At 62.4% G+C, this 22195-nt stretch carries 18 protein-coding genes and 1 pseudogene; 10 read left to right on the top strand and 9 right to left on the bottom strand.

The annotated features are described in order from the left end of the window. Nucleotides 1–81: 81 nt before the first annotated feature. The 3 genes from IEW00_RS15400 to IEW00_RS15390 all read left to right on the top strand — a co-directional run bounded on the left by IEW00_RS15400 (nt 82) and on the right by IEW00_RS15390 (nt 3236). Nucleotides 82–1023: an alpha/beta hydrolase family protein gene (locus IEW00_RS15400; protein WP_229737081.1), complete on the top strand. Its 942-nt coding sequence runs from the start codon at nt 82–84 to the stop codon at nt 1021–1023. Beyond that, the gene (gene kynU, locus IEW00_RS15395) at nt 1020–2258 is read left to right on the top strand and encodes a kynureninase (protein WP_188515314.1); all 1239 of its coding nucleotides are present in this window, start codon (nt 1020–1022) and stop codon (nt 2256–2258) included. The genes IEW00_RS15400 and kynU overlap by 4 nt, the downstream gene beginning before the upstream one ends. A 126-nt stretch (nt 2259–2384) precedes the next feature. After that, on the top strand, nt 2385–3236 hold the full coding sequence (locus tag IEW00_RS15390) for a universal stress protein (protein ID WP_188515313.1): 852 nt from the start codon (nt 2385–2387) through the stop codon (nt 3234–3236). A 129-nt stretch (nt 3237–3365) separates the two neighbouring features. On the opposite strand, the gene IEW00_RS15385 is transcribed toward IEW00_RS15390, so the two are convergent. From IEW00_RS15385 to IEW00_RS15375, 3 genes are all read right to left on the bottom strand, one after another. Continuing rightward, nucleotides 3366–4412 carry a tyrosine-protein phosphatase gene (locus IEW00_RS15385; protein WP_188515312.1) on the bottom strand — a complete coding sequence of 349 codons (1047 nt, stop codon included), beginning with the start codon at nt 4410–4412 and terminating at the stop codon, nt 3366–3368. A 19-nt stretch (nt 4413–4431) separates the two neighbouring features. Continuing rightward, nucleotides 4432–7098, bottom strand: coding sequence for a TonB-dependent receptor (locus IEW00_RS15380; RefSeq protein ID WP_188515311.1), 2667 nt, complete (start codon nt 7096–7098; stop codon nt 4432–4434). A gap of 145 nt (nt 7099–7243) precedes the next feature. Continuing rightward, the gene (locus tag IEW00_RS15375; RefSeq protein WP_188515310.1) at nt 7244–7912 is read right to left on the bottom strand and encodes an arylesterase; all 669 of its coding nucleotides are present in this window, start codon (nt 7910–7912) and stop codon (nt 7244–7246) included. Nucleotides 7913–7965: 53 nt separating this feature from the next. On the opposite strand from IEW00_RS15375, the gene IEW00_RS15370 reads away from it, so the two are divergent. Both IEW00_RS15370 and IEW00_RS15365 read left to right on the top strand, forming a co-directional pair. After that, entirely contained in the window at nt 7966–8676 is a 711-nt protein-coding gene (locus IEW00_RS15370) for an ABC transporter ATP-binding protein (protein ID WP_188515309.1), read from the top strand. Nucleotides 8677–8797: 121 nt separating this feature from the next. Further along, nucleotides 8798–11329 (top strand): ABC transporter permease, encoded by a 2532-nt coding sequence (locus IEW00_RS15365; RefSeq protein WP_188515308.1) that lies wholly within the window; start codon nt 8798–8800, stop codon nt 11327–11329. A 198-nt stretch (nt 11330–11527) separates the two neighbouring features. On the opposite strand, the gene IEW00_RS15360 is transcribed toward IEW00_RS15365, so the two are convergent. The 4 genes and pseudogenes from IEW00_RS15360 to IEW00_RS15350 all read right to left on the bottom strand — a co-directional run bounded on the left by IEW00_RS15360 (nt 11528) and on the right by IEW00_RS15350 (nt 16392). Further along, complete coding sequence (locus IEW00_RS15360) at nt 11528–13132, bottom strand: hypothetical protein (protein WP_229737080.1); 1605 nt, start codon at nt 13130–13132, stop codon at nt 11528–11530. A gap of 18 nt (nt 13133–13150) precedes the next feature. After that, nucleotides 13151–13216: pseudogene (locus tag IEW00_RS17700) on the bottom strand (SEC-C metal-binding domain-containing protein); the annotation flags it as partial. 259 nt (nt 13217–13475) lie between these two features. Beyond that, on the bottom strand, nt 13476–14384 hold the full coding sequence (locus IEW00_RS15355) for a phasin family protein (RefSeq protein WP_188515306.1): 909 nt from the start codon (nt 14382–14384) through the stop codon (nt 13476–13478). A gap of 175 nt (nt 14385–14559) precedes the next feature. Next, the gene (locus IEW00_RS15350) at nt 14560–16392 is read right to left on the bottom strand and encodes a PHA/PHB synthase family protein (RefSeq protein WP_188515480.1); all 1833 of its coding nucleotides are present in this window, start codon (nt 16390–16392) and stop codon (nt 14560–14562) included. Between the two features lie 180 nt (nt 16393–16572). Between IEW00_RS15350 and IEW00_RS15345 the strand changes: the two genes are divergently transcribed. The 5 genes from IEW00_RS15345 to IEW00_RS15325 all read left to right on the top strand — a co-directional run bounded on the left by IEW00_RS15345 (nt 16573) and on the right by IEW00_RS15325 (nt 20997). Beyond that, nucleotides 16573–17784: an LL-diaminopimelate aminotransferase gene (locus tag IEW00_RS15345; protein ID WP_188515305.1), complete on the top strand. Its 1212-nt coding sequence runs from the start codon at nt 16573–16575 to the stop codon at nt 17782–17784. Between the two features lie 122 nt (nt 17785–17906). After that, nucleotides 17907–18620, top strand: a complete 714-nt coding sequence (locus tag IEW00_RS15340; RefSeq protein WP_188515304.1) for a winged helix-turn-helix domain-containing protein — start codon at nt 17907–17909, stop codon at nt 18618–18620. Nucleotides 18621–18690: 70 nt separating this feature from the next. Continuing rightward, complete coding sequence (locus tag IEW00_RS15335; RefSeq protein ID WP_188515303.1) at nt 18691–19380, top strand: glutathione binding-like protein; 690 nt, start codon at nt 18691–18693, stop codon at nt 19378–19380. A gap of 193 nt (nt 19381–19573) precedes the next feature. Continuing rightward, on the top strand, nt 19574–20203 hold the full coding sequence (locus IEW00_RS15330) for a 2-hydroxychromene-2-carboxylate isomerase (RefSeq protein WP_188515302.1): 630 nt from the start codon (nt 19574–19576) through the stop codon (nt 20201–20203). Further along, nucleotides 20200–20997, top strand: coding sequence for a crotonase/enoyl-CoA hydratase family protein (locus IEW00_RS15325; RefSeq protein WP_188515301.1), 798 nt, complete (start codon nt 20200–20202; stop codon nt 20995–20997). The genes IEW00_RS15330 and IEW00_RS15325 overlap by 4 nt, the downstream gene beginning before the upstream one ends. A gap of 246 nt (nt 20998–21243) precedes the next feature. Here IEW00_RS15325 and IEW00_RS15320 read toward each other — a convergent pair whose 3' ends face one another. Both IEW00_RS15320 and IEW00_RS15315 read right to left on the bottom strand, forming a co-directional pair. Then, nucleotides 21244–21573 (bottom strand): hypothetical protein, encoded by a 330-nt coding sequence (locus tag IEW00_RS15320; protein WP_188515300.1) that lies wholly within the window; start codon nt 21571–21573, stop codon nt 21244–21246. A 199-nt stretch (nt 21574–21772) separates the two neighbouring features. Further along, nucleotides 21773–22177, bottom strand: coding sequence for a hypothetical protein (locus IEW00_RS15315; RefSeq protein ID WP_188515299.1), 405 nt, complete (start codon nt 22175–22177; stop codon nt 21773–21775). Between the last annotated feature and the right edge of the window lie 18 nt (nt 22178–22195).

Genomic DNA, 22195 nt, shown 5'->3' with positions numbered 1-22195 from the left:
CGCAAGCCGGAATCCAGAGGCGAGACTGGAGTGTATCCGCTCCTGGGCCCCGGCTTTCGCCGGATCACGATGGTTGCAATTATGGGTCAAATCGGAGGACGCAGTGTGCAGACGATCAAATGGGGCGCCATCGTGCTGGCGATGGTGCTGCTCGGCATCCGGCTCGCCGGTGATGCATCGGTGGCGGCCATGGTGAATCAGCCAGACGACGCGCCGATCATGAAATGGCCCGATCTGCTCGATCAACCGCGCCCCGTGGCTGATCGCATGCTGGCGTATGGCGATGACCCGCTGCAGCTGGTCGATCTGTGGCTGCCGCAGGGCAAGGGCCCGCATCCGGTGGTGGTGATGATCCATGGCGGGTGCTGGCAGACCGAAATCGCGACCCGCGACATCATGAACTACATCGCCGATGATCTGCGCAAGGACGGCATAGCAGTGTGGAACATCGAATATCGCGGGGTCGATCGCGGTGGCGGTTATCCCGGCACGTATCAGGATGTCGGCGCGGCGGCGGATTTGCTGGCAAGCCAGGCCCAGGCGCTGCACCTCGATCTTGGCACCGTGATCGCGATCGGCCATTCGGCAGGCGGGCATCTGGCCTTGTGGCTCGCCGCGCGTCAGGCGCTGGCCGCAGGTGAACCTCTTCGGGGAGCTAATCCGCTGCGGATCGATGCAGCGATCAGCCAGGCCGGTATCGCCGATCTGCGTGCGGCGATGGCACGCGAAGGGCATGCTTGCGGAACGGACGCGCCCAAGGCGATGGCAGGCGATGCGTTCGCGCTGACATCGCCGCCCGAAATGCCGGTGAGCAACGCGCAGCAGATCCAGTTCCACACCGACAAGGACCGGATCGCGCCGCCTGAATATGCCAACGACTATGCCGCTGCGATGGCCAGGCGCGGGATCACGGTCGAAACCCAGATCCACGGGCCCGAGGGCCATGTCGAGCTGATCGCGCCTGCCAGCCGCAGCTGGGCGGCGCAAAAGGCGCGGATCAAGCAACTGTTGAGAATGCCATGACGTCCCCTTATCCCTCCCTGTCCGAAGCTGAGGCCCGCGATGCCGCCGATCCGTTGCGCGAATGGCGCGACCGGTTCGTGCTCCCCGAAGGCGTCATCTATCTCGACGGCAATTCGCTGGGTGCGTTGCCCCGGGCAACCTCGGTCTTGATGCGCGATGCGGTCGATCGGCAGTGGGGCAGCGGCTTGATCCGCAGCTGGAACGATGCAGACTGGATCGGCGCGCCGCGCCGGATCGGCGACAAGATCGCGCAGTTGATCCGCGCCGCGCCGGGCGAGGTCGTTGTTTGCGATTCGGTCACGGTGAACCTCTACAAGCTGATGATGGCGTTGCTTGCCGCGCGCCCGGGGCAGGACAAGTCCATCCTCACCGAAAGCGGCAACTTTCCCACCGATCTGCATGTCGCCGCCGGAGTCGCACGCCAGCACGGGATGACACTCGACGCCTTGCCGCGCGATCAGATCGCCGACCGGATCGGTCCCGACACCGCTCTGATCGTGCTGACCCATGTACATTACAAGACCGGCGAGCGGTTCGACATTGCGGGCGTGCAGGCGCTGGCCGACGCGCACAACGTACCGCTGATCTGGGACCTGTCGCACTCGGTCGGCGCGGTGCCGCTCGACATGGGCAGCGATACCGCGCGCTTTGCGGTCGGTTGCGGCTATAAATACCTCAACGGTGGTCCCGGTGCGCCGGGGTTCCTGTATGTCTCGGCCGAGGCACTCGAATTTCTGGGTTCGCCGATCCAGGGGTGGATGGGGCACGCCTCGCCATTCGCCATGACCGATGGCTATATCCCCGCGCCCGGGATCGAAAGGTTCCTGGCAGGAACCCCGCCGATGCTGTCGCTGCTGGCCCTTGAAGGTGGGATTGATCTGATGCTGGAGGCAGACAGCGATGCATTATGGAGCAAATCGCGCGCGCTGTTCGATTTCCTGACGCAATTGATGGCGGCGCGCTGCCCGGACCTTGCCCCGATCACACCTGAACGCGCCGATCAGCGCGGTAGCCATGCCAGCTTTGCGCATCCGCATGCCTGGCCAATCAACCGTGCACTGATCGAAGCAGGGGTGATTGGCGATTTCCGGACACCCGATGTCCTGAGGCTGGGGCTGACGCCGCTCTATTTGGGATTTGTCGATCTGTGGCAGGCGGTTGACCGACTGGCTGCAATCATCGACGATGGCCGCTGGAAGCGGGCCGAGTTCAGCACTATGAGCAAAGTCACCTGACAAACTGCGAAACCATCAGCCGAAGATGAACGTTGGACAACAGACGCGCCATGATGCGGCAACGGCAAGCACCATACGCTGCATCTGATCAGGCCATAGCGGCCCAACACTAAACAGGAGAGAAATATGACCCGCCTATTGGCCTGCCTAGACGTATCGCATTATTCGCAGACAGTGTGTGAGCACGCCGCATGGGCCGCATCGCGGCTCGATGCTACGGTTGAGCTGCTGCATGTTATCCAGCGCAATGCCACAGAAGAGGTGCGCGAAGAGCTGGGCGATACGATGGATTTGGCCAGCAAGCCGGGTCTGCTTGATGAAATCCTTTCGCTCAAGGTGGCCGAAGGGCATCTTGCCGGGCGTCAGGGCGAGCTTTTGCTGCAGGCCGCCACCGATCAGCTTCGCGCACTGGGCATCGAGCGGATCGAGACCACACAGCGCGAGGGCGGGATCGTCGAGACGATTACCGAACGCGAGGCGTTCAGCGATATGGTCATCATCGGCAAACGCGGCGCGCAGGCCAATTTCGCCAAGGGCCATCTGGGTAGCAAGGTCGAGCGCGTGGTGCGCCAGTGCCAGAAACCGGTGCTGGTCGCGACGCGGGTCTACAAACAACCGCAGCGCATCGCGATTGCGTTTGATGGCGGCCCATCCAGCCGCAAGGCGCTCGAATATGTATCGACATCACCGCTGTTCGGCGGGCTGGAGATCGATATTGCGCTGGTGGGAGGCTATACCGACAGGAATGCCGCACATATCGACTGGGCGCAAAGCCAGTTTACCGGGCGCCCCGGCGTCACGGCGATCCAGCGCGAAGGCTCTCCCGATGGCGTGCTGCAACAACTCGCCCTGGAGCGGGCCATTGATATGTTCGTGATGGGTGCCTACGGCCACAGCCCGCTGCGCAGGATGCTGGTCGGCAGCACGACAACGCAGATGATCCGATCGGGCCAGATGTCGGTGCTGCTGTTCAGGTAACTACGCCGCTCTCTCCCCGTCAGGGGAGAGACGCGAGACTTGGCAGCCTTGCTACCTAGTCGCAGCTGAGAGGGGGCTGCGGCAGTTCATTCCCCTCTCCCAACCCTCTCCCCAAAAGGGGAGAGGGCTTTACTCCAGATACAGCGACCTTAACCGCGCCACGTCGATAGCCGTGACCCCCAGAGTCGCCAGATACCCTTCGACGCCGCCGTAATCACGATCGATCACCTCGAAAAACTGCGCAAGGTGCGATTTGCCCGAAGCTGAATACAAAGGCTCGGCCTTGATACCGCCCGGCTTTTTCGCAGCGGCGGCATAATATTGCACGATCGGGTTGTTGGGATGATCCGCCGGGTCCAGCGGCGGCAGTTCGTTCTGCGGACGCCGCAATTCGGTAGATAGGTGATAATCTGCCAAGATCGTCTCGCGGTCCACGCCCAGCACGCTCAGGATCAGCGCCGAAGCAATCCCGGTGCGGTCCTGGCCCGCCGAGCAGTGATACATCACCGCGCCATCATCTGCGAGCAAGCGCTTGAACAGCGAGCGGTACTGAGGCGCGAGCAGCTTTTCCATACCGGTGTAGACGTATTCGCCCTGCATGCTGCCCATATTGGCCATCAGCGGTTTGAGCGAATAGTCGTTCGAGACGAACAGCGCGCCGGTGCGGTCGTCGAGCAGGGTCGCGGCGATTTCGCGCTCCTCGAGCGAGCGCAGATCGACGACGGTGCCGATATTCAGCCCGCCGAGCAGGGTGTAATCCTCTTCGGTGAGCAGCGGCAACGCGCCCGAGCGGAACACCTTGCCCCAGCGTACCGTCTTGCCACCTGCACCCTTGTACCCGCCCAGATCGCGGAAGTTCGATCCCTTGGCGAGCGGCAGTTCGCGTTCGGCTGCCAGCGTCAGCGAGGCATCGCCGCCATCGCGCAGCACGACGAACTGACGCGTGCCGGCAGGCATGGGGATGATGGCCTCGCCCTTGCGGCTGGCCTTGACCACCGGTGTGGCCGCGCCTGCGGCAACCGGGGTGTCGGTGACGATGATATCGACCGGATCGCTGTCGCGCCATGTGACCTTGACCGTATCGGCATCAATGCGGGCAACGGTGACATTATCGACCGCCAAGGCCGGGGCGGTGCCGGCCAGCAGAGCGAGGGTGAAAAGCGTTTTGATGCGCATGGGATCAAGTCCTTTCAGGTCAGAAGCCGAAGCGGATGCCAGCGAGGTAGCGCCGACCGATTTGCTCGACCTCGGTTGGGCGCGCCCGGGTGCCCAGGAATGCGGTGTACTTGGCATCGGTCAGGTTGTTGAGATCGGCAAACACGCTGATGTTGGGGGTGATGTCATAGCGGATCGCGACATCGACATTGGTATAGCCGCCGCGGAACTCGTCGCCGGTCGCCACGCCGCCGCCGGTGCCGATCGACAGCGATTCCAGATAATCGGACCGCCACTGGTAGCTCGCGCGCACCGAAAGCCCGTATTTCTCGTAATACAGCGAGGCGTTGACGATCGTGTCCGATGTGCCGGGGAAGCCGATGTTCTGTCTGAGGTCGGTATCGAAGCTGCCTTCGATCAGCGTGAGGTTGCCCTGGAAGCCGAAGCCGTCGAGCGGCGAGGGCAGGAAGGTGAACTGCTGCTGATAGTTGAACTCGACCCCGTAGAGTTCGCCTGAATTGCCGTTGAAGCTGGAGCCGAGCAGATAGCCCGAGCGGTCGATGCCATTGCTGTCGAACGCGTTCGATCCGACGATCTGGACGTTTGAAAACAGCACGTTGTCGACCCAGCGGTGGAAGCCCGCGACCGAGAGGATGCCCTGGCCGGGAATGTAATATTCCACGCTGGCATCGACACCCCAGGTGTATTCGGGCTGCAGATCGGGGTTGCCACCGCTGATCGTGCCGGGGCTGTTGGTGTCGTTGATCGCAGAGCCGACGCGGATTTCCCCGAAGCTGGGCCGGGCGATGCCGCGCTGCCCCGCGACCCGGAATACCAGGTTGTCGGTGACATCGAAGCGCGCGTTGATGCTGGGGAAGATGTCGGTGTATTCCTGCGGCGCCGAGAGCGGCACGAAGGTGCCATTGGCGAGACGCGCCTGGCCCTGATTGCCGATGCGAAAATGCTCGATGCGCGCGCCTGCGATCACCTGACCGCCATCGAACACCAGCTTCGCCATACCATAGCCGGTCAGCGTCTTTTCGGTGAGCGCAAAGCGGTTTTCTGCGGGCACGTTGTTGGCCGAATTGAACCGTCCCTGTCTCTGCAGGGTCGCGAGAATGTTATCGAAATCGGCGCGCATCCGGGTGTTGTCGACATAATTGAAGTTCAGACCCAACGGGAAGCCGGTGCTCCAAGGCTGATCGGTGATGTAGCTCGCCGGATTGAAGCTGAGCCCGGTTCCAGCCAAAGCTGCCTGCGAAAGTACGACGGCGTTCGAAGCGGCAAAGATAAACCCGTCGATATCACGGTCGGCATACAGCAGGCCGCCGGTCAACGTCAGGTCGCCCAATTCCTTGGCGACATCCAGTTTCACGGTGTAGCTGTCCGAGAACACGTCCTGCGCGATTGGGATGAGGATCGCAGGCGCGGTGTTGGCGTTGATGATCGTGGTCTGGTCGAAGTTCGCCAGCGCCGGACCGCGCACGAAGCTGCCCGGGGTTGCCCCCGGCACGGTCTGGAACAGCTGGACGATCGGGAAGTTGGGCCGGCTGAAATCGAAGCTGACCGAGGGCGATGTCGCGGTCGCGGTGCTCGCCTGGACCAATGGCAGATACGTGGTGTTCTCGGTGCGGGTGTAGTTCGCAGCAAAGTTCACCTTCCAGCCGTTGTCCTCGTAATCGCCGCCGATGGTGTTGATGAAGTTGCGCGTACGGTATTCGCCGAGGTTGAACGAAGCGCGGATCGGCACGCGTACCAGATCGCCGCCCGAAAGATTGCGCGTACCCGACAGCGCCCGGTCGAGCCGGACCTCGTACTGGTCGCGCTGCTCGTCGTCCTTGAACTCGGTGTAGATCGTCTTGAGGTACAGCCGCTGACCCACTGCAGGCGAATATTCGAGCCCAGCGAACAGCCCGTTGTTCTCGCGCACCAGCCGATAGTTGCGGATGTCGATTTCGGTCGGGCCGAACTGAGTGTCGGCAGCGCTGGTCGGCTCGTCGTAAAGCCCGACCTCGCGGTTGTCCGTCACCTGCTCGCGGCGGTAGTGCGATGCGCCCGCAACCACGCCGAATGTGCCATCACTGTACGATACGCGGATCGACCCCTGGCGCTGCTCGCCATCGCCCAGCTCCATCAGGCCGTACCCTGCATCGCCCTGGACGTGGAAGCCGGTCTTGCCGGCCAGCGGCGAGAAGGTGCGCAGATCGATGTTTGCGACGATCGCCTCGGCCTGCAGATTGGGGGTGAGCGACTTGTTGATCGCGAGCGAGCTGAGCAGCACTGCCGGCACCGCATCGAAGCGATAGGCGCGCGACAGACCGCCTTCATCGACCCCGATCATCGGGATGCCGTCGATGCTCACCGAGGTCCAGCGGTTGGGCGCGCCGCGCACCTGGATATAGCGTTCTTGGCCCTGATCGCGCTGCACCGCGACGGCGGGGAGCCGCGACAGCGCAGCGGCGCTGTTCTGGTCGGGGAAGCGCCCGACCGAGTCAGCGGCGGAAATGTCGATCAGGTTGTCGGCGTTGCGCTTTTGCGCGATCGATTCGCCCTGCGCGGTGATGATCGCGCCCTGGACGATGATTTCGGCAGGCTGATCAGAATCATCCGGTTGCTCGCTGCTCTGCGCCATTGCAGGCATTGCGGCAAACGCCAGCACAGCAATCGATGAGCACAGCAACGCGCTGGTACGTGTCTTCAGAATCATGGTGCAACCCCCCGTTGTCAATCGAGGGTGCGCTAAAGCCAAGCGATGACTCCGCCACGGCGCGGGTGTGACAGATTATACGATTTTCCGCGCGTGAACGCCGCACAAATGCAGTGTATTTGTCATCAAACCGCAGTGGTCGCGGTCAGCCTTTCAGCTCGTCTGCGACCAAGCTGCTGATTCCCGAAACAGTTTTTGCGATCCCCTGCGGATTGGGATGGACGCCATCGGGCAGCATCAATTTGGGATCGGTGATCACGCCATCGAGAAAAAACGGATACAGTTCTGCGTCATATTTCTCGGCGAGCTGGGTAAAGATCGGGTTGAACCTGCTCGCATAATCCCGCCCCAGGTTGGGCGCGGCGATCATGCCGGTCATCACCACGTCGATATCGCGCTTCTGCAGTTCCTTGAGCATCGCTTCCATGTTGCTCAGCGTCTGGTCGGGGTTGATCCCGCGGAGCATGTCGTTGCCGCCGAGGCCCAGGATCACCAGGTCGGGCTTGCGCGGCAGACCATCGAGCGCGAATGCCAGCCGTTGCAGGCCTGCAGCCGTTGTATCCCCCGATACGCCGGCGTTATGCACCGAGACCTTGAGGCCCTTGTCTGACAACGCCTTTTCGAGCTGCGCGGGGAAGCTTTCGTCCTGCTTGACGCCATAGCCGGCATACAGGCTGTCGCCGAACGCCATCACCAATTTGGTGTCCGCGTTGAGCGCGGCATCCGCAGCGGGCGCGTTTGCGCTTTCGACCGGCGCAGGTGTGGCTTCGTCCGACGGCTGCGAACATGCTGCAGTGCAATGGACAAGCAACAAAGCTGCCCCATATAGGAGGATGTTCCGACCCAAAGCGAAAGCCCTTTCATTTCATGCCTGATAGCCAGACGCGAACCCATATTGCCATTGCCGCCCGCAATGTCACCCTCTCGCTCGGCGAAAGCGGCAACCAGACGCAGATATTGAAGGGCATCGACCTCGAAATTCCGCTCGGCCAGTCGGTCGCTTTGCTCGGACCATCGGGATCGGGCAAGTCTTCGCTGATGGCGATCCTCTCGGGGCTCGAACGCGCCACCAGCGGCGAGGTGACTGTCGCCGGGCTCGATTTCGGGCCGATGGACGAAGATGGCCTCGCCAAGGCACGGCGGGGACGCATCGGCATCGTGTTGCAGGCGTTTCACCTGCTGCCGACGATGACCGCGCTGGAAAACGTCGCGGTGCCGCTCGAGCTGGCTGGCCGCGACGATCCGTTCGGCACCGCAGCGCGCGAGCTTGAGGCGGTCGGGCTTGGCCACCGCGTCACCCATTATCCCAGCCAGCTTTCGGGCGGCGAGCAGCAGCGCGTGGCGATCGCGCGCGCGATGGCGCCGGGGCCGGATATCATCTTTGCCGACGAACCCACCGGCAACCTCGACGGCACGACCGGCGATGCGATCATCGACCTGCTGTTCGGCCGGCAGAAGGCGAGCGGCGCGACATTGCTGATCATTACGCATGATCCTGCACTGGCGACGCATTGCGACCGCGTCATCGAGATGCGTGACGGGCTGATCATTGCGGATCGTGCGGGAGGGGCTGCGTGAAGCTTCCCGTTTTCGCGCTATTGTTCTCCGGCGAAAGCCGGAGCCCAGGAGTCAGATCGCACTACAGCCGCCCCTGGATTCCGGCTTTCGCCGGAAAACAGGATGGTGAGAGGCGCGCAGCATGACCTGGGCGCAGATCTGGCGGATCGCACGGCGTGACCTGTCCGGGCGGTTTCGCGGGCTTCGGCTGCTGATCGTCTGCCTGTTCCTGGGCGTGGCGACGCTGGCGACGATCGGCAGCTTGACCGCGTCGATCACCGGCGAGCTTTCGCAGCGCGGGCAGGTGATCCTCGGCGGCGATTTCGAGGTCACGATGTCGCAACGGATGGCGAGCGAGGCCGAGAGGTCCGCGTTCGAGCGCGAGGGCACCGTGTCCGAAACCGTGCGGATGCAGGCGATGGCCCAGCGCACCGGTCCGCGCACCCAGGGTACCGGACCCGACGCGATCCTCGCCGAATTGAAGGGCGTGGATTACGACTACCCGCTCTACGGCACGCTGACGCTGCAATCCGGCGCCTACGCGCCGCTCGATCCCGGCAGCACGGTGATCGGCGCGGGGCTGGCGGACCGGCTTGACCTCAAGCCCGGCGACACCATCCGCTTCGGCGAGGGCGAGTTCACGATTGCAGCAATCATCGCCGACGAGCCCGACCGGCTGGGCGAGGGCTTCACCCTCGGCCCCGTCGCGCTCGTTTCCGATCTTGGCATCCAGCGCACCGGGCTGATCCAGCCGGGCAGCATGTACGAGAGCAAGTACCGCGTGAAGGTCGGCCCGCTGGCAGACCCGGTGGCCTCGATCGACCGGATCAAGGCCGAGTTCCCCGAGGCAGGGCTGGAAATGCGCGACCGCGATCGCGGCGCGCCGGGAACCTCGCGCTTTATCGAGCGGATGGGGCAGTTTCTCTCGCTGGTCGGGCTCGCCGCGTTGGTGATCGCAGGCATCGGCGTCGGCAACGGCGTCGCGTCGTACCTCGCCACCAAGCGCGCTGGCATCGCCACGCTCAAGATCCTGGGCGCGGGCTCGGGCGATATCCTGCGCATCTATCTGGTGCAGATCCTCGCGGTCTCGACGCTCGCGATCCTCGGCGGGCTGATCGCTGGCGCGCTGATCCCGCCTGCGATCATCGCGGCGGCGGGCGACATCCTTCCGGTCAAGCCCGGCTTTGCCATCCATCCGCTGCCTCTGGTGGTGAGCGCGGTGTACGGCCTGCTGATCGCGTTCATCTTCGCGCTGCCGCCGCTGGCACGCGCGCGGCATATCCCGGCCGCAGGGCTGTTCCGCTCGCTGGTCGAGGGCAACCGCTGGCCCGACCGCACGACGCTGGCGCTGGTCGGCGGCGGCATCGGCGCGATCGTGGTGCTGGCGCTGGTCACCGCGCGCGAGGCGCAGTTCTCGGCGTGGTTCATGGCCGCGACCGCGGGCGTGCTGCTGATGCTCGCAGGCATCGGTTGGGGCATCCGCTGGACCGCCGCCAGGCTGCCGCGTCCCAAGGCGCCGCTGCTGCGTCTGGCGCTGGCCAACCTCCACCGCCCCGGCGCGCAGACCGGGCAACTGGTGGTAGCACTGGGGCTGGGGTTGACCCTGTTCGTGATCCTCGCAGGGATCCAGACCAGCCTCACCAACGAGATCACCCGCAACGTGCCCAAGGAGGCGCCCAACCTGTTCGTGCTCGACGTCCCCGTCACTGGAGAGGCGCAGTTCCGCGATGCCGTAAGCAAGGCCGCACCCGGCGCGCAGGTCAACACCGTGCCCTCGCTGCGCGGCACGATCACCGGCTACAAGAACATCCGCGTTGCCGATCTCGAGGACATTCCCGACAACGCCTGGGTGCTGCGCGGCGAGCGTGGGCTCACTTATGCCGAGACGCTGCCCGACGGCAGCGAGCTGATCGAGGGCAAGTGGTGGCCCAAGGGCTATGACGGCCCGCCTCTGGTCTCGGTCGATCAGGAGATGGCGCGCAGCCTGGACCTGAAGGTGGGCGATAGGCTCACCGTCAGCCTGCTGGGGCGCGAGTTCACCGCGAAGATCGCCTCGCTGCGCCAGATCAACTGGGACACGATGGGCTTCAATTACGTGATGGTGTTCAGCCCCAACACGCTGCGCGATGCGCCGCACAACCTGGCCGCCACCGTGTCGTTGAAGGGCATGCCCCAGACCGATGTGCTCGAGCGCGCGGTCTCGAAGGCGGTGCTTGCCGGGTTCGCCTCAGCCACGGTGATCGAGGTGCGCGATGTCATCGGCCAGGTCTCGACGATCCTGACGCAAATCGCCACCGCGATCGCCGCCGCAGGATCGATCGCGATCCTGTCGGGCATCGCCGTGCTGATCGGCGCGATCGCCGCCAGCCGCCAGGCGCGGATCTACGACAGCGTGATCCTCAAGACCCTGGGCGCGACGCGGCGGCAGATATTGTCGGCGCAGGCGCTCGAATACGGGCTGCTCGCGGCATTGCTGGCGGTGGTCGCATTGGGGCTGGGGGTGCTCGCTGCGTGGTACGTGATCACCCAGATCTTCAGCTTCGGCTGGCAACCCGATTGGGGCGTGGTGCTGGCGACGCTCGGCGGAGGCGCGCTGCTGACGCTGGGGCTGGGCCTTGCGGGCTCGCTGCCGGTGCTCGCGGCGCGGCCTGCGCAGGCTTTAAGGCAGTTGTGAGGGGGGCCTTACTATACCAGAGCTTTGATCAAGAGTTGCCGATTCCGACCCAGATCACGCCATTCCGACCCAGCAACATGTACGTCGGCTTAAGCTAACGCCGGTCGTTCCGCTCACCGAGTTCCGCCATCCGCTGCCGCTGACATTGCCGCCGTTCAAAGCTCGTTTGGCATTTCCTGATAACGGCCATCCGTTCAGTCAATCGGGACTATACGTGCCACTTGATTTCTCACGAGGTTCGTTCGTCAGCACACCATCGACGACTTTAAACAGGCCACTGCCAGCCACCAATCGTTCGCAATATTCGATCAGCAGATCCTCATCCGACCTGCCTCTCGCCTCGCCTTCCGTCAATTTCATGAACTCGAGGAGCGTTTCTCGCTTCATGTCTTTCTGACCCTGCATGAAGAATTGAAACATATCGTAAGGTGTTTTTATGCCTTTCGGCACATACTTGATTTTTCCGAAATAAGCTTCCTTGTGAGCGCGATAATCCGCCAATTGCGCGTCAGTCATTGATTCCTTCAGCAAATACGACTGTTTGTCATCTGTGTAGATGGCTACAATTACCTCCTTCGCATTCTCATCAACAATTGCATCAGTGACTTCGCCGACAAGGCCTGCCCCCTCCGGGCTCGCCCCTTCAAAGTTGTATTTTTGACCGATTTGCACAGGTGGTCTCTCGCCGCTCAACGTAAATCCAGGCATTGAACCATCGAACGTCGTTGGAAAGCTCAGAAGATTTTCCATGCTTTCGACTACTCGAAAGGCATCAGCGTGTTTCTTCTCGCGCAGATACATTTCCGAGAGCTTCATTGCCCCGCTCCGGTTGAAATCTGGAATGCCGACGCTACCAGGAATGCAAATCATTTGGGCGCTTTCCAGAAGGTGTCGATGAAATGTCATATTCGTGACGAAAACATACGCCTTCTTGCCGTTCTCAAGTTGCAAATGCTCGTAGCGAGCTAGGCGCTTGTTTACTGCATCGACGAAGGCTGGCCTGTTCTCCTCACTGACGTCAGGTGCCATTTCAGCGTTCAGATCGATAAATATCATTCTCTGGCCATCCGCAGGCTTTCGCATGGCTGCATGCAGATGCGTCGCGAGGTGCGAGATCGGATTGCCCGCCTTTTCCTCGGGCGTTCCATCAGTATGGTCCTTACCCAAAATGCCAGATATCGAACGCATTTTTGCTTCGATCGTGAACTTTTCCCCGGTGTCTTTGGAGATGGCTCCAAACTCGCAATGCTGCGACCTTCTGTCGTTTTCATCTTCCAAGGTGAGTTCGAACCCTGCGGCAATCAGGACGCGCGCGACTAGGAGTTCATAATATGCACCTTGAAAGTTTGATCGATCCTTCAACCGAGCAATCATTCGGCTTTGAAGTTCAACGTTGTGCTCGATCAGATATAGAGAGTAGGCGAGGCCAAAATAGCAGGCCAAGACGCCCTTCATCTCCATCGAAGTCGGTTCGCCAGGACTCGTGATCGTCGCCTGCTGGAGACGGCAAACCGCGTCATACCACTGCATGATCGTGTGCCTTTCAGCGAGAGGCTTGGCAATCTCAGCGTTCCCCCATTCTGGCGTCAGCTTATCCTTGAGATAATGGCCCAAGAAATCGACAAATGTCTTCCAGCTCTTGGAGAACATCACCTTGTTGCCGACGGCTACAACCTGATGATCGTTCCACTTTGTCGCGATGATCGGCTTCCCTCGACCCTGTTGCGCCTGACGGATGAATTCCTTTGCTTTGAAGTGTTCCCTCGACTGATTGAGTGCATTGATGAGTACAGGATCAGTCACGGGAATAGGTCCATGTCCTCCGTGACATTTTTTAAATTTTTTACCGCTGCCGCAGGGGCATTGCTGATTTCTTCCCACCTTCATAAAAGAAAGATGGGGAACTGACCGCAATTGTAAAGATGGCAGGATTAGTTGCCCGTGCCGAATTGAACGAAGGGCGGCTTCCCTCGTTTGCGGCTTAAATCCGGACAGTCGCAAGCGTTCAACATCGTGGCAAGTCCCAGCGTAGTTGGCCGACGATATATTCACGACCTAACAAACAAACAAAAAAAGCCGCCCCGGTTGCCCGGAGCGGCTTTTTTGGTTTCCCGACCGCCGTTGAAGGCGGTGGGAAGCTTTTGGGTCAGGCAGCCTTCTTGAAGCTGTCGACGGCCACGCTGACACGGTTCGAGATCGGCTGGATCACGTCGCCGGCGAGCTTGAGGAAGGCTTCGCTGTTCTTCGAGGTCTGTGCAACAGCGGTGTCGAAGGTCTTGCGGACCAGCTTGCTCTGCAGCTCGATGAACTCGGTGGGCGACTTGACGGTGGTGAATTCCTTCAGCGCCGCGGTCATTTCCTCGAAGGTCTTCTTGGTGTCTTCGGCATAGGTCTGGCCCATGTCCTGCGCGCCCTTGGCTGCGATCTTGCTCGATTCGACTAGGGCTTCAACGTTGCCCTTGGAGAATTCGGTCGCCTGGCTGACCATTTCGGTGCCCTTTTCATAGGCGGTCTTGGCGCGGGTCGAAACGTCGCCCATCAGGTTCTTGACCCGATCGGTCATGGCTTCGGCGGCCTTCTTGGTTTCGGCGGTGATGGTTTCGGTGGTGGTCATGATGGATTCCTTCTTCTTCACAAGAGCGGCAACCTTGGCGGCAACCGGAGTTTTGGTGACTGCGGACTTGGGCTTCGTGGCCTTGGGCGCAGCCGTCTTTGCGGCAGGCTTGGCCATCTTTGGTGGAGTGGGCTTGGACGCGGCAGGCTTGGCTGCAGCGGGCTTGGCTTCGGCGGACTTGGCCTCGGTAGATTTGGCCAGGACCGGCTTGGACGCGGGCTTCGCTACGACCTTGGCTTCGACAGGCGCGATCACGGGATCGGCAGCCTGGGCCAGCACGGTCTTGGAAGCTTCGGTCTTCAGCGTATCGGTCGTGGTGGCGTCGGGCTTTTCAGCCTTGGCGCTGACGTCTGCCTTGGGCGCTGCGACGGCTGCGGGAACGGCGGCTGCCGGTGCAACTGTCCCATCCTTGGCAGGCGGGGTCTTGCTCTGATCGGACATGTCTGGTTCCACTCGTCTGCTGCGTTATGCTGCAGTGCACAATAGTGATCCAGGTTAGGCCCGTCAAGGAAAAATGTTGCAGTGCACAAAAGCCATGCTGTAGCTCAAACGCCCGGCATTGCGGAACGCTGGCCGATCACAGCCTTAGCCCAAACCGTGCGATTTCGCAACCGCGTCAGCGCTGCTTGACGTAACGCCCCGGCGCATCCTCGATGGCTTTGAGCTTGCCCTTGCCCGGTACGCGCGCACCCTTGGCGGCAATCGTCTTGGGGGCGTGCACCTTGAGCCAGGCGGCCCAGTCGGGCCACCAGCTGCCCTTGGTCTCGGTCGCGCCCGCGATGAAGTGCTCGAGCCCGTTCACCTCGTCCTCGTTGGTCCAGTACTGGTATTTCTGCATCGAGGGCGGGTTGACCACGCCTGCGATATGGCCTGATCCTGCGAGCACGAAGCGCGTGGGGCCCGACAGGTGATCGGTCAGCCGCCAGACGCTTTCGAGCGGGGCGATATGGTCTTCCTTGCCTGCCTGGACATAGGCCGGGGTCTCGATTAGGCGCAGGTCGATCGGAGTGCCGTCGACGACCATCGATCCGGGCTGCGCCAGCCGGTTGTCGCGATACAAATCCTTGAGGTACGACTTGTGCCACTTGGCGGGCAGGTTGGTGGTGTCGCCGTTCCAGTGGAGCAGGTCGAACGGGGGATAGTCCTCGCCCAGCAGATAGTTGTTGATCACATAGTTCCAGATCAGGTCGCGCCCGCGCAGCAGGTTGAAGGTCGCGGCCATATAGCGCCCGTCGAGAAAGCCCTTGGCGCCCAACTGATCGACCAGCTTCAATTGCTCGTCATCGACGAACAATGTGAGATCGCCCGCCTTTTCGAAATCGACCTGCGCGGTGAAGAAGGTGACCGACTTGACGCGCTCTGCCTCGCCGCGCTTGGCGAGCAAAGCCAGCGTGGCGGCGAGCGTGGTGCCCGCGACGCAATAGCCGATGGTGTGGACATGGGGGACCGAGAGCAGATCGCGCACGACATCGATCGCCTCGATCTGCGCCTTGACGTAATCGTCCCAGATGATCTCGGCCATGCTCTCGTCGGCGGACTTCCACGAGACCATGAACACGGTGATGCCCTGTTCGGTCGCCCAGCGGACGAAGCTTTTCTGCGGGTTGAGATCGAGGATGTAGAAGCGGTTGATCCACGGCGGGAAGATCACCAGCGGGATCTCGAGCACATCGTCGGTGGTGGGGGCGTACTGGATCAGCTGGAACAGCGGCGTTTCGTAGACCACCTTGCCCGGGGTCATCGCGATGTTGCGGCCGAGCTCGAACGCATCGGGGTCGGTGTGGGTGAGCTGGCCCTTGCGCATGTCACCCAGCATGTGCTCGAGCCCCTTGAGCAGGTTCTCGCCCTTGCTCTCGACCATCTTTTCCAGCACCAGCGGGTTGGTCATCGCAAAGTTCGCGGGGCTCGATGCGTCGAGCAGGCCCTTCAGCGCAAAGCGCATCTTTTCCTTCTGGCGCGGCTCGAGGCCATCCACCCGGTCGGCGACGCGCAGCATCTGTTCGGACACCATCAGATAGCTCTGCTGGATCAGCGCATAGACCGGGTTGTCGTGCCACTGGCGCGCGGCAAAGCGGCGGTCGGTGCGCAGTTCGGGGACGCTGCCGGGGGTCTTGGGCGGGCCGCCTTCGTTCTGGGCGAGCATCGCAGGCGGGGTCATCGCGCCGATGAAGCCCTGCCACAAGGTCATGCCGTCGCGCCACATATCGGCCTGCGCATCGAGCATCGCCTGCGGCATGCTGCCCATCCAGGCGGGCAGCCGCGCCTGCAGCGCCTGCGGGCTGGTGAAGGCGCTCATGTCCATCGGGGTCTGCTGGGCCATGGTTTGCTGGGCCATCGTTGCGGCGTGCTCGAGCATCATCTGCTGCGCGCGGCCGACCACCCAGGTCCAGTGCTGCATCTCTTCCAGCGTGGGCAGGCCCGGAGTGGTGAGTTCGGTATCGCCTGACATGGTCATCTCTCGCTTTTGCTCTTTGCGCATGTCCTAGCAGCCCCGGATTGCAAAGATAAGCCGTCTCTTGGTTCCGCGTGTCGCCCGCAGCGATCCGGCTAGCCGCTTTTGCTCGACACGCGCACCCACATACGTCAAACAGCGCGCTCCATTCACGGAGAACTGAAAAGCGAAATCGATATGTCCGAAGAATTCTACCGCATCAAACGCCTGCCCCCTTATGTCATTGCCGAAGTCAATGCGATGCGGGCTGCGGCGCGAGCGGGCGGAGAGGACATCATCGATCTGGGCATGGGCAATCCCGACCTGCCGCCGCCGGCGCACGTGATCGAAAAATTGTGTGAAGTCGCGATGAAGCCCGATGCGCATGGCTACAGCCAGTCCAAAGGCATCCCGGGCCTCCGCAAGGCGCAGGCGAACTATTATGCGCGCCGCTTCAACGTCGAGCTCGACCCCGAAACCGAGGTCGTGGTGACGATGGGATCGAAGGAGGGGCTCTCCAGCCTTGCCAACGCGATTACCGCGCCGGGCGATGTCGTGCTCGCGCCCAACCCCAGCTACCCGATCCACACCTTCGGGTTTATCATCGCAGGGGCCACGATCCGTTCGGTGCCGACCACTCCGGATGAGAACTACTGGCGCTCGCTCGACCGCGCGATGGCGTTCACCGTGCCGCGTCCGTCGGTGCTGGTCGTCGGCTATCCGTCCAACCCCACCGCCGAGGTCGTGGACCTTGCCTTTTACGAACGGCTGGTCGCGTGGGCCAAGGAGAACAAGGTCTGGGTCTTGTCCGACCTGGCCTATAGCGAGCTGTACTTCGATGGCTGCCCGACGCCGTCGATCCTGCAGGTCCCCGGCGCCAAGGATGTCGCGGTCGAATTCACCTCGATGTCGAAGACCTATTCGATGGCCGGATGGCGGATGGGCTTTGCCGTGGGCAACAAGACGCTGATCTCGGCGCTGACCCGGGTGAAGAGCTATCTCGATTATGGAGCATTCACCCCCATTCAGGCGGCGGCATGCGCGGCATTGAACGGCCCGCAGGACATCGTCCAAAAGAACCGCGAGCTCTATCACAAGCGCCGCGACGTGATGGTCGAGGCCTTTGGCCGGGCAGGGTGGGACATCCCCCCGCCGCGCGCATCGATGTTCGCCTGGGCCCCGCTGCCACCCGCGCTCAAGCACATGGGGAGCCTCGAGTTTTCCAAGCAATTGCTGCAGCACGCCAAGGTCGCGGTTGCGCCGGGCGTCGGCTATGGCGAGGACGGCGAGGGTTTTGTCCGCATCGCGATGGTCGAGAACGAACAGCGGCTGCGCCAGGCCGCACGCAACGTGAAGCGCTACCTCACCAGCATGGGCGTCAATGCGCCAGGGCAAGCCGTCGGCAGCTGATCGGGGACGTGATTGGGGGGCCGTGTTCCTCCGTTTCGGAGCCTGTTGTCCTCTCATCGCGTCGATGAACGCGCTTTTATCTCCGGCAGCGTGCCCCGGCGGGCACCTGCGGGGGAAGCGCGATGTGGCGCGACGACAGGACAGCTCCGACCAGAACCGGCACTGCGGCGTGCGGTGCGCCCTTGGCATGGCTGGCGATCGGTTCCGATCGCGCGGTGATGGCGGCACAGGTCCAGTCGCTTGCGCGGTTTGGTGTGAGCGCAGAACTTGCCGACCCTGTTGGCATTCCGACGCCGATCGCCCCGGTGCTGTGCGACCGCCGCCACCGTGCGCTGGTGCGCGAGCTGCTTGGCCAGAATCCACCCCGCATCGCACCGTTGATCGTCCTGGGCGTCAACGCTGCTGAGGCAAGGGCAGGGCTGATCCTGGCGGGGGCGGACGACGCGGTCTCGGCGCGTATCGCGCCTTGCGAACTGGCGGCGCGGATGATTGCCACCCAGCGAACGCGGGCGGCGGCAAAGGGCATCGTCATGCTGGCGGGCTTCACCTTCGATACCGGGTTGCGGCAGGCGTGCTGGCAAGGCCAGACGCTGCCGTTGATGCCGCGCGAGTTCGATCTGCTGCTGGTGCTGGCGCGGCACGCCGGGCTGGCGGTCAGCCGCGAGCTGCTGCTCCATACGGTTTGGCGCACCGCGTTCGACCCAGGCACCAACAGCCCAGAGGTGCATATCTTCAAGCTGCGCCAGCGATTGGTGGCCCTGCGGGGCGCGGTGCAAATCGAAACGGTCAAGCGTCAGGGCTACCGGTTGGTGACCGCGCCCCAACCCCGGGGGTGACAGCGCTGCACGCCGCGTTATGATCGGTTGCAAGACGCAATGCGAATCCGTCTGGAGAGGCCATAACCCGATGATCGACCTGTATTACGCCCCCACCCCCAATGGGTGGAAGATTGCGATCATGCTCGAGGAATGCGGCCTGCCTTACACCGTCAAGCCGGTGAACATCGGCGCCGGCGAGCAGTTCGAACCCGCGTTTCTCAAGATCAGCCCCAACAACCGTATCCCCGCGATCGTCGATCATGACCCGCCCGGTGGCGGTGATCCGGTAAGCGTGTTCGAGACCGGCGCGATTTTGCTGTATCTGGCGGACAAGGCGGGGCGGTTCATGCCTGCCGACCTGCGCGGGCGCACGCGGGTGCTCGAATGGCTGATGTGGCAGATGGGTGGCCTCGGGCCGATGCTCGGGCAGAACGGCCATTTCAAGCTGTATGCGCCCGAGAAGCTGCCTTATGCCATCGACCGCTATGAGCGTGAGACGGCGCGGCTGTACGGCGTGCTCGACCGCAGGCTGGGCGATGCGGAGTATGTCGCGGGGGATGAATACACCATTGCCGACATGGCGATTTTCCCGTGGATATTGACCCACAAAAGGCAGGAGATCACGCTCGACGATTATCCTAACGTTGCCCGCTGGTACGCGCTGTGCCGTGCGCGGCCCGCGCTGCAGGCGGGGCTGGGTGTGATGAAGGACGCGATCAACCGCAACCCGCAGGCCGATGCGAAGACGCGCGAGACGTTGTTCGGGATCAAGACGTGATGGGTTGCGGTTCTTGCGCACCTTCGTTTCCATCGTCACCCCCGCGAACGCGGGGGTCCCGCTTCTGCGCTGCGGTCGCGAAACAGCGGGATTCCCGCGTTCGCGGGAATGACGGGATGAGGCATGGGAAGATTGAACTCACCCCTGGGCTCCGGCTTTCGCCGGAGAACGGGCAAGAAAGGAACGTCACCGCATGACCCCTCAAATCGAATTTTGCTTCGATCTCTCGAGCCCGTGGACCTACCTCGCGTTCCACAACATCCGGCCATTGGCGGCTCGGCACAATGCGACGATCCGCTGGACGCCGATCCTGGTCGGCGGGGTGTTCAATGCCGCAAACCCGTCGGTCTACGCCGCGCGCGAAGATGGCAGCAGCCCCAAGTTCCGGCATATGGGCAAAACCCTGCGCGACTGGGCGCGATGGACCGGGGTCGAGCTCAATTTCCCCTCGCCGCACCACCCGCTCAAGAGCATCGCACCGATGCGCGCGGCGTGTGCGCTCGAGGATGACCAGGCCGCGCTCGAACGCTTTGCGCAAGCCGCGTTCCACGCCTATTTCGTCGATCAGCGCAACCTTGACGATCCAGCGGAAGTCGCTGCGGTCGCCGCAGGCATCGGCATGGATGGCGCGGCCCTGATCGCCGCGGCGAACAGCCAGCCGATCAAGGACCGGCTGCGCGCCAACACCGAAGCCTTGGTGGCGCGCGGCGGCTATGGTTCGCCCTCGATTTTCGTTGGCGGCAGCGATATGTACTTTGGCAACGACCAGTTGCCACTGGTGGAACAGGCGCTCGCAAGCGCCAAGGGAGAGAGCATTTCATGAACGACCGGGTCAGCATCACCATCGATAACCACGTTGCCGATGTCCGGCTCAACCGCGCGGACAAGATGAACGCGCTCGATCCGGCGATGTTCGATGGCATCATCGCCGCGATCGACCGGCTGGGCAACGAACCCGGCGTGCGCGCGGTCGTGCTCTCGGGTGAGGGACGCTCGTTCTGCGCGGGGCTCGACATGGCCAGCTTCACCGCGCCCGGCGGAAGCTCGGGTGGTGATGCGCCCGCCGCGCTCACCGACCGCACCTATGGCAACGCCAACAAGTTCCAGCAGGTCGCCTTCGGCTGGCGCAAGCTGCCGATGCCGGTGATCGCGGCCGTCCACGGCGTGTGCTTCGGCGGAGGTCTGCAGATCATGTCGGGCGCGTGCATGCGGATCATCGCGCCCGATGCGCGGCTGTCGATCATGGAAATGCGCTGGGGGCTGATCCCCGACATGGGCGGCTATGCGCTGTGGCGCGGCACGGTGCGCGACGATGTGCTGCGTGAGCTGACCTACACCAACCGCGAATTCTCCGGCGAGGAAGCGGGCCGGATCGGCTTTGCCACGCATCTCGATGCCGATCCGCACGCCCGCGCAATGGCCATCGCCACCGACATCGCAGCGAAGAACCCGGATGCCGTGCGCGCCGCCAAGAACCTGTTCAACCGCACCCCGGATTTGGACACCGACGCGATCCTGATGGAAGAAAGCGTGCTCCAGGAAAAGATCATCCGCACGCCTAATCAGATGGAAGCGGTGTTCGCCTTCATGCAGAAAAGGCCCGCGAACTTCAGCTGATCCACCATCCCGTTCTCCGGCGAAAGCCGGAGCCCAGGAGTCAGATTGCGCTGCTGTCGCCCTGGATTCCGGCTTTCGCCGGAAAACGAAAAGGGCGTAGTTTGTGAGTTTCAAAGTGGTCACACCCCCGCCGCGTTCGCCAGCGAGTCGCAGAAGCAAGGCACTCATGAAGCTGTCTTCTTGAGTTTTTTTAACGTCCGCTTTTGGTGTTGGTTTTACTCGGCATGAATGACCATTTCTGGGTGGTTAGCTGACGTTAAGGGGTGGTCCGAAAAGGCGGCTCAGCACCGCTACCATCAGCACTACGACAGCCGCTGATGCGAGATACGGGATGGTCAACACAGCGTTTGAGAGAGCGGCAATCAATACGAATGCAGTGAGCAATAAAGCGGCGGGCAGCAGACGCCAGCGGACGAAGAGAAAAGCGCCCGTTGCCAGAAGGGAAAAAACCGCGAACATCGCTCGCAGACCGGGTATCTTGTCCGCATTGATTGGCCAGGCATTCGCTAGTTCGAAAATAACCCAGCCTAGGGCAAGTAGAGCACCGAATGCAGCGAGGCTGAACCAACGGATCATGCCGGATCATCGCGCATCGTGCCAACGTCTGCAAAGGGGTCGGTAAAAGAATTTCCGCTGCTGGCAAAATCGCTACGCAGGCTGCCTGACCGGTTTGGGGCTTTTGCCGATCCGGCCGGAACGACCGATTGTGGATGGGAAGGCGCACGGCGGGTTAAACTCGCAACGGCTACCGCCCTGACGAGCCGAATTGCTGCAGCTATAGATCGGAACAGCGAATGCGTGTTCCGACATATTCGATCCGGGCCCGCTCGTCAGGCAGTGCTTCGAACTGATGAGCCGAGCCGTCTTTCAGCCCCAAGGTCAACCGGAACGGCCCTTCCATCGTGCAGGGAACCGTCGAGCACATTGCATCGATCCGTTGTTCCTCGTCCGGGCTGTCGCTTACGGCCTCCACCTTGAGACTGAAAAAGGTGCTGCCGCCGACCAGCAAACGCTGCGCGGCCGTCAACGTCTGCATATCGAACGCCCGAACCGATCCTGCCACGCGCTTTTCCTTCATGGGCAGTTCGGCTGCCATGCGCTGACAGAAGGAAGGAGGTGTCTCTGCAGCAGCGACCGATGGCGCAAGCGCAGCGATCATAAACCAGAATGCGAATGTCATCCTCTTGTTTCTCCTGCT

It is taken from the genome of Blastomonas aquatica (assembly GCF_014639875.1).
Classification (GTDB): Bacteria; Pseudomonadota; Alphaproteobacteria; order Sphingomonadales; family Sphingomonadaceae; genus Blastomonas; species Blastomonas aquatica.
The sequence above is the reverse complement of the archived record's forward strand: the minus strand, read 5'-3'. Positions and strand labels throughout refer to the sequence as shown.